The sequence below is a fragment of the Ruegeria sp. AF5 genome, from assembly GCF_056541905.1.
In genome coordinates this window covers 1-13,804 of sequence record NZ_JBQFYZ010000002.1, presented here as the reverse complement: position 1 = coordinate 13,804, position 13,804 = coordinate 1, and the positions used below count along the sequence as shown (strand labels likewise).

The following is a 13,804-nucleotide window of genomic DNA, read 5'->3' as shown; positions in this document are numbered from 1 at the left end:
GATCACTTGGTTCCGAACATCCGGTCACCGGCATCCCCCAGACCGGGCATGATGTAGCCTTTCGAGTTCAACTCGCGGTCCAGCGCTGCCGTGACGATACGCACGTCAGGGTGTGCTTCTTTCATCCGCGCGACACCTTCGGGTGCCGCCAACAGGCACAGAAAGCGAATATCCGTCGCCCCGGCCTGTTTCAGCAGGTCAATGGCCGCGGCCGAGCTGTTACCAGTCGCCAGCATCGGATCCACCGCAATGACCAAACGGTCCTTCAGGCTTTCGGGGGCCTTGAAATAATACTGTACGGGTTTCAGCGTTTCTTCGTCGCGATATAGGCCCACAAAACCGACGCGTGCTGAAGGCACAAGTTCCAGCACCCCATCCAACATCCCGTTTCCGGCGCGCAGGATTGACACCAGCGCCATTTTCTTACCTGCCAGTATGGGGGCGTCCATTTCTTCCATCGGCGTTTCGATATTGCGCGTGGTCAGGGGAATGTCGCGCGTGACCTCGTAGGCCAGAAGCAATGTGATCTCGCGCAGCAACTGCCGGAACCCGGCGGTCGAGGTGCCCTTGTCCCGCATGAGCGTCAGCTTGTGTTGCACCAGCGGGTGATCGACGACGGTCAGGTGTTCGCTCATGTGTTCTCCAATCTTTTCTTGACCCGCGCGCGGGTGTCATCATCACAGAAGGCCGCGTTCAGGGCCGTCTCATTCAATGCCGCAAAATCTCCGGCCTCCCAGCCGAACGCCGCGTTCAACATCTCATATTCCCGCCGCATGGTCGTGTGAAAAAACGGAGGATCGTCGGTGGAAATCGTAACCTTTACGCCCGCATCGCGCAGTTTCGCGATGGGGTGGGCGGCAAAATCTGGGAAAAGACCCAGAACCACATTCGAACCCGGACACACCTCAAGCGTGACATCCCGGTCAACCAGTTCACGAACAAGTTCAAGGTCTTCGATGGCGCGGACGCCGTGCCCGATACGCTCAACCCCCAGATCGCGCACAGCGTCGCGCACACTGTCAGGACCGCCAAACTCACCCGCATGCGTGGTCAGGCGCAGCCCGGCTTCGCGGGCACATTCGAAAGACCATTTGAAGTCACCCTGCGTGCCAATGGATTCGTTGCCGCCCATGCCAAAACCGGTGATCCAGTTTCCGGCGGTCTCGGCCGCACAATGGGCACTCCGCCTGGCTTGTTCGGGGCCAAAATGGCGGACACAGGTAACGACACCGCGCAAGGTGATATCGAATTTACGCTCGGCTTCGTCTGCCGCATCCTGAATGGCATTCAGATAATCCCGCCACGCATGCAGGTCGCCACCGCCGCAAAAATCAGGGCTGAGGAAGGTCTCGGAATAAACCACGCCATTTTCAGCGCTTTCCTCAAGAATGGCCAATGTCAGCCGCCGGAAGTCTTCGGGCGTTTTCAGAACTTCGCAAGCGGCTTCGTACACGCTCAGGAAATGCGCGAAATCACGAAAATCATAAGATCCGTCTGCCTTGAAGATACCGCTCAGGTCAACGCGTTTTTCGTGGGCAAGCTGGCGGATGAAGGCCGGAGGTGCCGCGCCTTCGTGGTGAAGATGCAGTTCAATTTTGGGCAGGTCTGCAACGCTCATAAAAAGTTCCTTCCCGGCCCTTGCGCCGGAATGTTCAGATGGTGGGCAATGCTGGCCGCAATATCGGTAAAATCTACTTGCCCGATTTGTCCGGTACCCTGCCCCGCAATCAGAACCGGAACCTGTTCACGGGTGTGATCTGTTCCGGTCCAGCTTGGGTCATTGCCATGATCAGCTGTTAACAGCAACAGATCGCCTGGTCGAAGTTTCTTCAGGATACCCCCGATCTCGCGGTCAAACCATTCCAACGCTCGGGCATAGCCGCTGATGTCGCGGCGATGCCCATAAAGGCTGTCAAATTCGACAAAGTTGGCGAAGGTCAGACTGCCCTCTTCCGCCTCGTCTATAAGATCAGACAGGTGCTGCATCAGCTGGGCATCCGACCCTTTGCGCAGCGTGTCGATCCCCTGCATCGAGAAGATGTCGCCGATCTTGCCCACTGCATGAACCCGTCGCCCTGCATCCTGCACCCAGTTGGTCAGCACCGGTGCCGGGGGCAGAATGGCGAAATCCTTGCGATTGGTCGTCCGTTCGAACCCCGTCTCAGGCGTTCCGACAAAGGGGCGCGCGATGACACGCCCCACTTTCATCTTGTGCAAGCGCGGAGCAAGCGCGCGGCACATGTCCAACAACCGCTCAAGCCCAAAGCTTTCCTCATGGGCCGCGATCTGAAACACACTGTCAGCGGATGTGTAGCAGATCGGCCAACCGGTGCGCATATGTTCGGCACCCAGTTCGGCTATGATCGCTGTCCCCGACGCGTGGCAGTCACCAAGAATACCTTCGGTCCCGGCAGCTTCGGCTGCCGCGCGGCTCAGTTCCGCTGGAAAAGCCGGAACCGTGTTTGGAAAGTAATGCCAATCCCAAGGCACCGGCAGGCCCGCCAGTTCCCAGTGGCCTGAGGGCGTGTCCTTACCCGGCGAATGCTCACGCGCGCAACCCCATAGTCCAGCAGGTTCGGCATCGAGGCCCGGAGTGGCGTCTCCAGACGCCAGCCGCACAGCCGCGCCCAAACCCAGCGCGTCCAGGTTGGGCAGGTGCAACGGGCCGGTGCGCCCATCTACTGCGCGGCCTTCCGCGCAGGCTTGGGCGATATGGGCCAGCGTGTTTGCCCCGGCATCCGGAACATCACCGTTGAAAAACCGGTCTGCATCAGGTGCCCCGCCTATTCCGACGGAATCCATGACGACAAGAAACGCTCGGCTCATACGCTGATCCTTTCGTGGATCAGATCGGGCAGCTTTGGAACTGTATCGCTGATTGTCATCGCACTCAGCACAGTTTCCGCTGCCCGCCGTGCAGCGCCTTCCCGTGCAGCGTGGACCACGGCAATGGGTGAACCTTTTGACACACGATCCCCCAGCCTGAGGATGTTGGATATTCCTACTGCCGGATCGATCTCATCACTTTCGACCTGGCGGCCGCCACCCAGCGCGACCACGGCAAGGCCCAGCGCCTCTCCGTCGATGGCGGAGACGTAACCGTCTTCGGGGGCAGGAACCTCCTGAATAACGCTCGCCTCAGGCAGGAAACGGGTCCAGGTATCGACGAATTTCACAGGACCACCAACCGCTGCCATCATGCGGCCAAACCGTTCGGCGGCGCGACCGTCACGGATGATCTTGGCGATCTGCTCACGCCCCTCCTCGACCGAGATGCACATGCCTGCATCGGCCAGCAGGACGCCGCCCAACTCGGCAGAAATGTCCACCAGTGGCGAAGCGCCAGGACCGGTCAGAACCTTCATCACTTCCGCGACCTCCAGTGCATTGCCCAGCGCCGGGGCCAAAGGCTGGTTCATGTCCGTGATCACCGCCGAAGTCCGGCACCCAGCCGCGTTCGCAGTCTCGGTCAATGCTGTGGCCAGCTTGCGGGCATCCTCAATTGTTTTCATAAAGGCACCGCTGCCAACCTTGACGTCAAGAACCAACGCATCCGGGCTGGCCGCCAGCTTTTTGGACAGGATCGACGCTGTGATCAGATCCAGACTTTCGACCGTCGCCGTCACGTCCCGAACTGCATAAAGCCGCTTGTCCGCCGGTGCAATCTGGCCCGTCGCGCCGACGATAGCCGCACCCGTTTCGCGCAATATCTGCGCAAGTCGGTCCTGACTGATCTGAGTGCTGACACCCGGAATCGCCTCGAGCTTGTCCAATGTTCCACCCGTGTGCCCCAAACCCCGACCCGAGATCATCGGCACATAAGCACCACATTCCGCCAGCGCCGGAGCCAGCACAAGGCTGACGCAGTCCCCGACCCCACCGGTCGAGTGCTTGTCGATCACCGGCCCGTCCACATCCCAACCGAGAACATCGCCGCTATCGCGCATCGCAATCGTCAAGTCCGCACGCCCCTGAGGACCCAGCCCGCCCATACAGACGGCCATGGCAAACGCCCCGGCCTGCGCATCGCTGACGCTGCCGTCTGCCAACCCTTGCGCGAACCAGATAAGCTCGTCGCGGCCTGGGACTTCGTGCCTGCGCAGTTTGGCTATGATTGAACGGGCGTCCATGCGTTCAGACATCCTCCATGTGCGACGCGTCGAACGCACCCGGCAGCAAATCTCCGATGGTTGTCTCAAACTCCGCACCATCGACGGTTGCCAGAGTAACCTTTACATCGCGCTTGCCAAACTCGGCCAGCTTCTGACGGCATCCACCGCAAGGCGGCACAGGCTGAGGGCTGGAGGCAACCACGTAGACCTCGGTCAGTTCCTGCTCGCCCGCGGCCACCATTGCGGCAATTGCACCTGCTTCCGCGCAGGTCCCCTCGGGATATGCCACATTCTCGACGTTGCACCCGGAAAAGACATGACCCGAAGAAGACCGAAGCGCTGCGCCAACTTTGAAGTTCGAATATGGCGCGTAGGCGTTTTCCCGGACAGACAAGGCAGCGTCTTTCAGCGACATGGCGAATCCTCATTTTTGATCATCTGGTCAGAAATTTGCACGCTAACGTATTAAGGCGGGGAATTTGAAGCCCCTGACCCATGTTTTTCGCTTAACCCAGCGTTGTGTTGAAGGTACCGGGTAAGGTGACTTCCAACAATTCGATATTGTCTGTTGGCTCGGACAACCGTGTGCGCATCCCAGGTGGGATGACAAAAGCATCCCCTTGCTCCAGCCGGTAGGGATCGCGCCCCTCGCCTTCCAGGGTGACCTCGCCGTCCATCACAAAGGTAAAGTGAATGTCGGTGTCATGGCTGGCCCATTCCGGATCACCCGACCCTTTGCGCACAACCTGCACCCCAGCGACACCCTTGGTGTTCTCGGCAATCGTGGTGTCGCGGCAGATGTACCCCGGCAGGCGGAAGGGCATCCACTCGGCACCCTTGGCCTGATTATAGACAAAGCGTTGCCCCTGCCATTCGCGGTCCGGGCGGATGTGCGGAGTGGGAAGTGTCATGTCATGGTCGATCTCTGTGACATGCTCAGCCGGCACTCCGATCTCAATGACCTGAACATTATCAGAAGCTTCAAGAACGCGGTGCCGGATTTCCGGAGGTTGAATAAAGCAGTCCCCCGCTGTCAGACGCATTTTCTCGCCCTGATCCTCATAGACCACATCCACCCAGCCATGGATGCAAAAGATCAGCTGAAACCCGACCTTGTGAAAATGCACCATATCCGGAACCGGCCCACCATCGGGAATGCGGATATGGCTGGCAATAATCGACCCACCCAACCGATCCGGCACCAGATCGCGATAGTGCATCCCGGCCCGACCGATGATCCAGGGGGCCTGATCCTTGAGCCTGCGCACGACAAAGGAATGCACGGTCTCTGGCATCACCAGTGGCGGATTTCGTTCTTCAACTTCGATTCGGGTGCCATTCGGGGCTACAAGAACGCGTTCACCACCGGCGAAATCTGACGGATTATCCGTCAGGATACGCAATGTTCCTGGGCTTTCCGGTGCGTCTTTTTCAATGCGCAACCGCACGCCATGCCCCGAAAACACCGCGACGCGCGGATCGTCAGCGGGATAAATCATGTCCATCTTCATCCCCAGTTTTTTTGTGTAAAAAGGGATGTCGTCGCGAATTTCCTGTGTGGGCAGGCGAATTTCAGCGTGCGTTTTCGCCAGATCGGATGTCTTGGTCATCAGTATTCTCTTCGAATTGCAACTTTGGCCATCCGATCAGAACAGAGGTCAAAATGCCAACCGAAAAGAACATCTCCGGCATTTCTTCCATAACGAAGAAGCGCATTTCAATAATCACAGGTAAAACTCCGCCGTTCAGCGCGGTGAACTCGACCAAAATCTGGGCGACAACAACTGCCCAGCATCGCTGCAACCAACATCCAACCTACTGATCCCTCGTTGGTTACCAGCCACGTCATCAGTCCTGAATGTCACGACGGCCTTGCCAGAGTGATCTTGGACGTCGCAATGTGAAAAGATGCAAAAGAACTCAGACAATACCAATCCGAATTCACGGTTGCGACATCACGGCAGAGTTACGTAGCGTAGCCAAGTTCAAATAAATAGTTTAAGGCTAAATCAAATTCTCAATGGGAGCTGAATCGCCGATGTCTGACACCCCCAGCCTGCGACAAGCTGCGCTCGAATATCATGAATTCCCCAAACCCGGAAAGCTTGAGATCAAGGCCACCAAACCGATGGCCAACGGTCGCGATCTGGCCCGCGCCTATTCGCCCGGCGTGGCGGAGGCCAGCCTTGAAATCAAGGCCGATGCAGCCAATGCCGAGCGGTACACCGCGCGCGGTAACCTTGTTGCTGTGGTGTCAAACGGCACCGCCGTGCTCGGCCTGGGGAATATCGGGGCACTCGCCTCGAAGCCGGTCATGGAAGGCAAGGCTGTTCTGTTCAAAAAGTTCGCGGGCATCGACTGTTTTGATATCGAGGTAGATCAGCCCGATCCCGAAAAGCTGGCGGATATCGTCTGTGCCCTTGAACCGACATTTGGCGCCATTAACCTTGAAGACATCAAGGCCCCCGATTGCTTCATCGTCGAAAAGCTCTGCCGTGAACGTATGAACATCCCGGTTTTCCATGATGACCAGCACGGAACTGCCATTGTGGTCGGGGCTGCGGCCAAGAATGCGCTACATGTGGCCGGAAAGTCTTTTGAGGACATCAAGGTCGTGTCAACCGGTGGCGGGGCCGCCGGGATCGCGTGCCTGACCATGCTGGTCAAGCTGGGCGTGAAACGTGAAAACATTTGGCTGTGCGACATTCACGGGCTTGTCTACGAAGGACGGGCCGAGGACATGAACCCGCACAAGTCACAGTTCGAGCAGAAGTCGGACTTGCGGACGCTGGACGATGTGATCGGTGGGGCTGACCTGTTTTTAGGTCTCAGCGGACCAAATGTTCTGAAGCCTGACATGGTCCGGAAAATGGCAAGCCGCCCGATCATCTTCGCCCTGGCCAACCCGACGCCGGAAATCCTGCCAGAGGATGCCCGCGCGGTTGCACCAGACGCAATCATCGCCACGGGTCGCAGCGATTTTCCCAATCAAGTCAACAACGTGTTGTGTTTTCCGTTTATCTTCAGGGGTGCATTGGACGTCGGAGCGACAGAGATCAACGACGCGATGCAGATTGCCTGCGTGGATGGTATCGCTGAGATGGCGCGCGCAACCACAAGCGCCGAAGCCGCGGCTGCCTATAAGGGCGAGCAACTGACCTTTGGCCCGGATTACCTGATCCCGAAACCATTTGACCCGCGTCTTGTGGGCGTGGTGTCATCGGCGGTCGCCAAAGCCGCCATGGAAAGCGGTGTTGCAAAACGCCCTATCGACGACTTTGACGCCTATAAGGAAAAGCTCAACCAGACTGTCTTCAAGTCTGCCCTTCTGATGCGTCCTGTGTTCGAGGCTGCGGCCGTCGCATCCCGTCGCATCGTTTTTGCAGAGGGTGAAGATGAAAGGGTTTTGAGGGCCGCGCAGGCCATTCTCGAAGAGACGACGGAAACACCAATTCTGATCGGGCGACCCGATGTGATCGAAACCAGATGTGAAAAGCTGGGGCTGACCATTCGTCCGGGCAAGGACTGTCAGATCGTTAACCCGGAGAACGACCCGCGCTATTACGATTACTGGACTTCCTACCACCAAATCATGCAGCGCCGCGGTGTGACGCCGGATCTGGCCAAGGCGATCATGCGCACCAACACAACGGCCATTGGTGCGATCATGGTGCATCGTGGCGAAGCGGACAGCATGATCTGCGGCACATTTGGTGAATTCCGCTGGCACCTGAACTATGTCGAACAGGTGTTGGACGACAGCAAACTGCGCCCGCATGGTGCGTTGTCCCTGATGATCCTGGAAGATGGCCCCCTGTTCATTGCCGATACGCATGTCCGGCAATTGCCGTCGCCGGAAGAATTGGCCGAAACCACCATTGGCGCCGCGCGACATGTTCGCCGGTTCGGGATCGAGCCCAAGATCGCCTTCTGTTCGCAGTCGCAATTCGGCAATCAGGCTGAAGGATCAGGCAAACGGCTGCGGGCGGCGCTTGAAATCCTTGATCGGCAGCCGCGCGATTTTGTCTACGAAGGCGAAATGAATCTGGATGCGGCTTTGGATGCAGACCTGCGGGCGCGTATCTTCCCAGCGTCGCGACTAGAGGGGGCGGCCAACGTTCTGATATTCGCCCACGCAGATGCTGCCAGTGGTGTACGCAATATTCTGAAGATGAAGGCGGACGGGATTGAAGTTGGCCCGATCCTGATGGGCATGGGCAACAAGGCCCATATTGTTACTCCATCCATCACCGCGCGCGGTCTGCTGAACATGGCGGCGATTGCAGGAACACCCGTGGCGCATTACGGTTAACCGGGGGCAGCCTTGCTGGCGCCCCTGCCAACAGGGGGGGGGGAAGCGCATGAAAGGACATTGCCACTGCAACGCCGTGCATTGGGAAAGCGATGCCCAAGCCGCGTGGAGCTGTTATTGCCACTGTTCAGATTGCAGGCGAAACTGCGCCGCGCCGGTCACGGCTTTTTTCGGGCTGCCGCATGAGGCGGTCAGATGGTTGGGTCAGGCACCAAAGATCTATCGCTCATCGGAAGGGGTTGAACGTCTGTTTTGCGGCAACTGCGGAACCCAGATGGCCTATCGCACAGCGCGCGATACGGTGAACATTCATCTTTACACCGCAACGCTGGACAACCCGGAGACCCTGCCGCCACAGTTTCACGTGTTCCACGCCGACCACCTGCCCTGGCTGAACCTTCAGGACAAGCTGCCACGTTACGCCAAAACGGCTGGTTGAGCTGATTCTCGGAACGGCACAATATTTGCACGCAATAGTTTGCAATTTTGCAAAACTTTCTATTGCTGCGACAAAAACTGTGCTTCAACTGTAATTTTGCAAAAATTTGCAAGTCGTTTTTTGCCGATCTGCAAATTTTTTGCGATAAACTGACGCGTCGTCATGCGTCGCGCTTGCCCGGTTGTTTTCTGCGACCTAACACAATGTCCAAGCCGTTGTGAGGAGGACAAGATGGCGTATCAGGACGTTTATGACAGCTGGAAAACCGACCCCGAAGCGTTCTGGATGAACGCTGCAAAAGGGATCGATTGGGTCAAGGCCCCCAGCAAAGCACTGTTCGACGACAATGCGCCCTTGTACGAATGGTTCAGCGACGCGCGGGTCAATACCTGTTGGAATGCCGTAGACCGTCATGTGGAAAACGGGCGCGGTGAACAAACCGCCATCATCTATGACAGTCCCATCACCCACACCAAGCGCGAGATATCCTATGTCGAGCTTCGCAACCGCGTGGCCACTCTGGCCGGCGCGCTGCGCGCAAAGGGTGTCGAGAAAGGCGACCGTGTCATTATCTACATGCCGATGATCCCCGAAGCGCTTGAGGCGATGCTGGCCTGTGCCCGCCTCGGCGCCGTGCATTCGGTCGTGTTCGGCGGGTTTGCCAGCAACGAACTGGCCGTGCGCATCGACGACGCCAAACCCAAAGCAATCATCGCCGCGTCCTGTGGGATGGAACCCGGTCGCGTGGTTCACTATAAGCCCCTGCTTGACGGTGCGATCGAACTGGCCAACCACAAACCTGATTTTTGTGTGATCTTCCAGCGGGAACAAGAGGTCGCCCAGTTGATTGAAGGGCGCGATTTCAACTGGCATGGTTTCCAATACGGTGTCGAACCGGCTGAATGCGTGCCGGTTGATGGCAAGGACCCGGCTTATATCCTGTACACCTCTGGCACTACGGGTGCACCCAAAGGGGTCGTGCGCCCCACTGCCGGACACCTTGTGGCACTGAACTGGACAATGAAGAATGTCTATAACGTCGATCCAGGCGACGTGTTCTGGGCAGCCTCCGATGTGGGCTGGGTCGTGGGGCACTCCTATATCTGCTACGCACCCCTAATCCACGGAAACACCACAATTGTGTTCGAGGGCAAGCCAGTCGGCACCCCGGATGCTGGCACCTTCTGGCGCGTGATCTCGGAACATAAGGTCAAAAGCTTCTTCACCGCACCTACGGCCATCCGCGCCGTCAAACGAGAAGACCCCAAGGGCGAATTGATCGGCAAATACGATCTGTCTCATCTACAGGCCCTCTATCTGGCAGGCGAACGCGCCGACCCTGACACAATTATCTGGGCACAAAACGCGCTGAAGGTTCCGGTGATCGACCATTGGTGGCAAACCGAAACCGGCTGGGCCATTGCCGGGAACCCGCTGGGTATCGAAGAGCTTCCGGTCAAGCTGGGCTCGCCCGCAAAACCGATGCCGGGTTATGACGTGCAAATTCTGGATGAAGGCGGTCACCCGATGAAGGCCGGTGAACTGGGTGCCATCGCGGTTAAATTGCCCCTGCCCCCAGGCACCTTGCCAACACTGTGGAATGCCGAAGCACGGTTCAAGAAATCTTATCTTGAACACTTCCCCGGATATTACGAAACCGGCGATGCCGGGATGATTGACGAAGACGGGTACCTCTACATCATGGCGCGCACCGATGACGTCATCAACGTTGCCGGCCATCGCTTGTCGACGGGCGGGATGGAAGAAGTGCTGGCTGCCCACCCCGATGTGGCTGAATGCGCGGTGATCGGAGTTTCGGACCAGCTGAAGGGGCAGATGCCGGTCGGCTTCCTGTGCCTGAATGCTGGTGCCACACGGGATCATGGCGATGTGGTTCAGGAAGTCGTCAAAATGGTTCGGGAGAAAATCGGGCCGGTGGCCGCCTTCAAACTGGCTGTTGTCGTCGACAGGTTACCCAAGACCCGTTCCGGTAAGATCCTGCGTGGTACGATGGTGTCGATTGCAGACGGTCAGGACTACAAAATGCCTGCAACAATTGATGATCCTGCCATCCTTGATGAGATCAAGGAAGCGTTGCAGACAATTGGTTACGCCAAGTAACCATCGGGCGGCACAGGCCGCCCATGTCATGTCCGCCCTTGCAACCTGAATCTGGGCCCCTACTGTCGCTGTAAGACAGTGAGGGCCCATGACACATACCGATATCTGGCGTCTCAGCGCCACAGAGCTGACCACCTTGACCCGACGCGGCGATCTGAGCGCGACCGAGGCGGTACAGGCCTCGATTGATCGCATGGACGCGGTGAACCCCGCGCTGAACGCGGTCGTCGAAGACTTGCGCACCGAGGCCCTGGAACGCGCGCAGTCGCTAGATGCTGCACGGGAGCGTGGTCAGCCGACCGGCCCGCTGCATGGAGTTCCGGTAACAATCAAGGTGAATGTCGATCAAAAAGGCCACGCGACCACCAACGGTGTCATTGCGCTGAAGGATGTGATTGCACCGGATGACGCGCCGGTGGTCAGCAACTTGCAAAAAGCGGGGGCCATTGTGATCGGGCGAACGAATACGCCCGAGTTTTCCTTCAGGGCCGACACCGACAACCCCCTGCATGGGCGCACGTTCAACCCGTGGGGACGGCACATTTCACCCGGGGGATCATCCGGTGGCGCTGCTGCCGCCGTGATGGCGGGTGTCGGTGCTCTGGCCCATGGCAACGATATTGGCGGTAGCCTACGCTTTCCGGCTGCCGCCATCGGTGCCGTGACGGTCAAACCGGGGTTGGGACGCGTTCCCGCGTGGAACCCAAGTCAGAAGGCCGAACGCGGATTGCTGGCGCAGTCAATGTCGGTTCAGGGCCTGATCACCCGGTCGGCTGCGGATCTGCACCTGTCCATGCCCAGCCTGATCGCCACCGATGCGCGGGACCCATTCCACGTTCCAATGCCCTGGCACGGCGAGCGTTTTGACCAGCCGATCAAGGTGGCATTCACCAAGAACACCTTCGGCTATGCCCTGCACCCCGAGGTCGAAAAAGCCCTCGACACTGCGCGCGATGCGCTGGTCGATGCAGGGTACGTCGTTGAAGAGGTCGATCCACCCGATGTCTTTGAATGTGGCCGGATCGGGTATCGGACTTTGATGGGCGAAGTGCTGACCCTGATGAAATCTGACATTGAAGCCGCTGGTTCCAGAACTATCCGCGACATCTTTGACGTCTACTTTCAGGAGTTCCCGCCCATCGTTGAAACAGAATTGGTTCGGATGCTGGCCAAGCGCAGCCATTATGCACGCGAATGGTCCCTGTTTTTGCAGGACTACCCGCTGGTTTTGTCCCCTTTCCTGCCACAGCCATTTTTCAAACCTGACCGGGACACCGAAGGCGCGGAAGGCGTGCATGATGTTTTGGGATGCGCTGTCTATTCCTATGCGATGAACTTTCTAGGACTGCCAGCAGCTTGCGTTCCGTCGCGGCTGGCCAATCTTCCCAAAGGGCCTCAACCTATCAACGTACAGATCGCGGCACAGCGCTGGCGCGAGGATCTGGCCGTGGATGCCGCCGCCGCGATAGAAGCCCGCGTGGGACAGATGTGTTTGCCGCTTTGGGATCATATGTAGCAAAAATAGACCCCGGGTCATTGTGCCCGGGGTCCAGCTGCTAAAATAAGCCCGGATTTCTGATGACGAGCGTAGCACCACCCACCCTCGCCAGCGCAAAATCTGCGCAACCATTCGAAAACACCGTTCAGGTGGCCACTCACTCCCACCTTGGCGCGTTCTCCGGGCAAGTTCACATTAGCCAATCGTTAAGGGAATTCCTGTGAACTGCTTCACACAGGCGTGAGAAAAATTTGGGGAATCCTAATTTTATGTGAATTGTTCGGATATTAGGCGTTCTTCCAACCCATGGCCGGGATCGAAAAGGATACGGTGCGCAATGGCTGGTTCCGACCTGATCTCGACCCAGTCTATATCCGGGAAAGAAACGGAATCGGCGGCCACGATGACCGGGCGCTTGTCAGCTTCGACCACATCGAACCTGACTTTCGCCATTTTCGGCAATAAGGCACCGCGCCACCGCCGTGGGCGAAACGCCGCGATGGGTGTCAGGGCCAGAACGTCGGCGCCAATCGGAACAATCGGCCCATGCGCGGAATAGTTGTAGGCGGTCGATCCCGCGGGCGTGGCAAGCAACGCCCCGTCACAGACCAGTTCGGCCATGCGCACCCGGCCGTCTACGCTGATCTTGAGCCTTGCTGCCTGAGGACCGGCACGCAGCAATGACACTTCGTTGATCGCCAGCGCCTCGTGCAGTTTTCCAGATTGATCCATCGCCTGCATGGCCAACGGGTTGATAACCTCTTCCTCGGCATCCTCCAGCCGCGCCATCAGGTCGTCTTCGTGATACTCATTCATCAGAAAGCCGATCGTGCCGCGATTCATCCCGTAGACCGGAGTATCAAGATGCTGCATGTTGTGCAGGGTGTGCAACATGAAGCCGTCCCCACCTAATGCAACCACAATATCTGCGTCCCGAGGTGCCACGTTTCCATGTTTGGCCACCAGGATGTCGCGCGCTGTTTGCGCCACTTTGACCTCACTGGCGAGAAAGGCGATTCTCTTTTTCATGTTTTGTGGTTTCCGGTGTTGCACATTTGGTTCCGAAACAAACATACCTTTCCCCAATAGGCCAGTCTTGACGCCGCAGCAGGCCAAATCGTCGCTTTAAGCCTTTTGCGAAAGTGGCGTTTCCGATAGGAAATCCGCAAGATTTTACCCAGCCATGTGGAGCGCCAATGAACGCCAATCTTCGTGACACCGGATTTTTCACCCAGTCCTTGTCGGACCGCGATCCTGAGCTTTTTGGCTCGATCCGGTCTGAGCTGGGTCGTCAGCGCGACGAGATCGAGCTGATTGCGTCC

Annotated in this window: 11 protein-coding genes; 4 read left to right on the top strand and 7 right to left on the bottom strand. The window is 57.9% G+C overall.

Annotated features, from left to right (window positions below; all coding sequences use genetic code 11):
* Positions 1-2: 2 nt before the first annotated feature.
* From upp to ACR0DS_RS03520, 6 genes are all read right to left on the bottom strand, one after another.
* Complete coding sequence (upp, locus tag ACR0DS_RS03545) at positions 3-635, bottom strand: uracil phosphoribosyltransferase (protein ID WP_480484262.1); 633 nt, start codon at positions 633-635, stop codon at positions 3-5.
* The gene (locus ACR0DS_RS03540) at positions 632-1,618 is read right to left on the bottom strand and encodes an adenosine deaminase (RefSeq protein WP_480484263.1); all 987 of its coding nucleotides are present in this window, start codon (positions 1,616-1,618) and stop codon (positions 632-634) included. Before ACR0DS_RS03540 ends, upp begins: the two co-directional genes overlap by 4 nt.
* Positions 1,615-2,826 carry a phosphopentomutase gene (locus ACR0DS_RS03535; RefSeq protein WP_480558316.1) on the bottom strand — a complete coding sequence of 404 codons (1,212 nt, stop codon included), beginning with the start codon at positions 2,824-2,826 and terminating at the stop codon, positions 1,615-1,617. Before ACR0DS_RS03535 ends, ACR0DS_RS03540 begins: the two co-directional genes overlap by 4 nt.
* Positions 2,823-4,130 (bottom strand): thymidine phosphorylase, encoded by a 1,308-nt coding sequence (locus ACR0DS_RS03530; protein WP_480484265.1) that lies wholly within the window; start codon positions 4,128-4,130, stop codon positions 2,823-2,825. The genes ACR0DS_RS03535 and ACR0DS_RS03530 overlap by 4 nt, the downstream gene beginning before the upstream one ends.
* A gap of 4 nt (positions 4,131-4,134) precedes the next feature.
* Entirely contained in the window at positions 4,135-4,527 is a 393-nt protein-coding gene (locus ACR0DS_RS03525) for a cytidine deaminase (protein ID WP_267365809.1), read from the bottom strand.
* Between the two features lie 91 nt (positions 4,528-4,618).
* The gene (locus tag ACR0DS_RS03520) at positions 4,619-5,722 is read right to left on the bottom strand and encodes a cupin domain-containing protein (RefSeq protein WP_480484266.1); all 1,104 of its coding nucleotides are present in this window, start codon (positions 5,720-5,722) and stop codon (positions 4,619-4,621) included.
* A 428-nt stretch (positions 5,723-6,150) separates the two neighbouring features.
* Between ACR0DS_RS03520 and ACR0DS_RS03515 the strand changes: the two genes are divergently transcribed.
* From ACR0DS_RS03515 to ACR0DS_RS03500, 4 genes are all read left to right on the top strand, one after another.
* Positions 6,151-8,424, top strand: a complete 2,274-nt coding sequence (locus ACR0DS_RS03515; protein ID WP_480558318.1) for an NADP-dependent malic enzyme — start codon at positions 6,151-6,153, stop codon at positions 8,422-8,424.
* A 49-nt stretch (positions 8,425-8,473) separates the two neighbouring features.
* A complete protein-coding gene (locus ACR0DS_RS03510) occupies positions 8,474-8,863 on the top strand; it encodes a GFA family protein (protein WP_480484268.1) in 390 nt (129 codons plus the stop codon).
* Between the two features lie 231 nt (positions 8,864-9,094).
* Positions 9,095-10,984, top strand: a complete 1,890-nt coding sequence (gene prpE, locus ACR0DS_RS03505; protein WP_480485159.1) for a propionate-CoA ligase PrpE — start codon at positions 9,095-9,097, stop codon at positions 10,982-10,984.
* A gap of 88 nt (positions 10,985-11,072) precedes the next feature.
* Positions 11,073-12,500 (top strand): amidase family protein, encoded by a 1,428-nt coding sequence (locus tag ACR0DS_RS03500; protein ID WP_480558320.1) that lies wholly within the window; start codon positions 11,073-11,075, stop codon positions 12,498-12,500.
* 249 nt (positions 12,501-12,749) lie between these two features.
* Here the strand turns inward: ACR0DS_RS03500 and ACR0DS_RS03495 are convergent, their stop codons facing one another.
* Entirely contained in the window at positions 12,750-13,556 is an 807-nt protein-coding gene (locus ACR0DS_RS03495) for an NAD kinase (protein ID WP_480517711.1), read from the bottom strand.
* Positions 13,557-13,804 lie beyond the last annotated feature (248 nt).

Bases quoted from the DNA above. Each gene is read 5' to 3' on its own strand.
- ACR0DS_RS03510 (WP_480484268.1), top strand. From the start codon at position 8,474: ATGAAAGGACATTGCCACTGCAACGCCGTGCATTGGGAAAGCGATGCC.
- ACR0DS_RS03500 (WP_480558320.1), top strand. From the start codon at position 11,073: ATGACACATACCGATATCTGGCGTCTCAGCGCCACAGAGCTGACCACC.
- upp (WP_480484262.1), bottom strand. From the start codon at position 635: ATGAGCGAACACCTGACCGTCGTCGATCACCCGCTGGTGCAACACAAG.
- ACR0DS_RS03495 (WP_480517711.1), bottom strand. From the start codon at position 13,556: ATGTTTGTTTCGGAACCAAATGTGCAACACCGGAAACCACAAAACATG.
- ACR0DS_RS03535 (WP_480558316.1), bottom strand. From the start codon at position 2,826: ATGAGCCGAGCGTTTCTTGTCGTCATGGATTCCGTCGGAATAGGCGGG.
- prpE (WP_480485159.1), top strand. From the start codon at position 9,095: ATGGCGTATCAGGACGTTTATGACAGCTGGAAAACCGACCCCGAAGCG.
- ACR0DS_RS03530 (WP_480484265.1), bottom strand. From the start codon at position 4,130: ATGGACGCCCGTTCAATCATAGCCAAACTGCGCAGGCACGAAGTCCCA.
- ACR0DS_RS03520 (WP_480484266.1), bottom strand. From the start codon at position 5,722: ATGACCAAGACATCCGATCTGGCGAAAACGCACGCTGAAATTCGCCTG.
- ACR0DS_RS03525 (WP_267365809.1), bottom strand. From the start codon at position 4,527: ATGTCGCTGAAAGACGCTGCCTTGTCTGTCCGGGAAAACGCCTACGCG.
- ACR0DS_RS03540 (WP_480484263.1), bottom strand. From the start codon at position 1,618: ATGAGCGTTGCAGACCTGCCCAAAATTGAACTGCATCTTCACCACGAA.
- ACR0DS_RS03515 (WP_480558318.1), top strand. From the start codon at position 6,151: ATGTCTGACACCCCCAGCCTGCGACAAGCTGCGCTCGAATATCATGAA.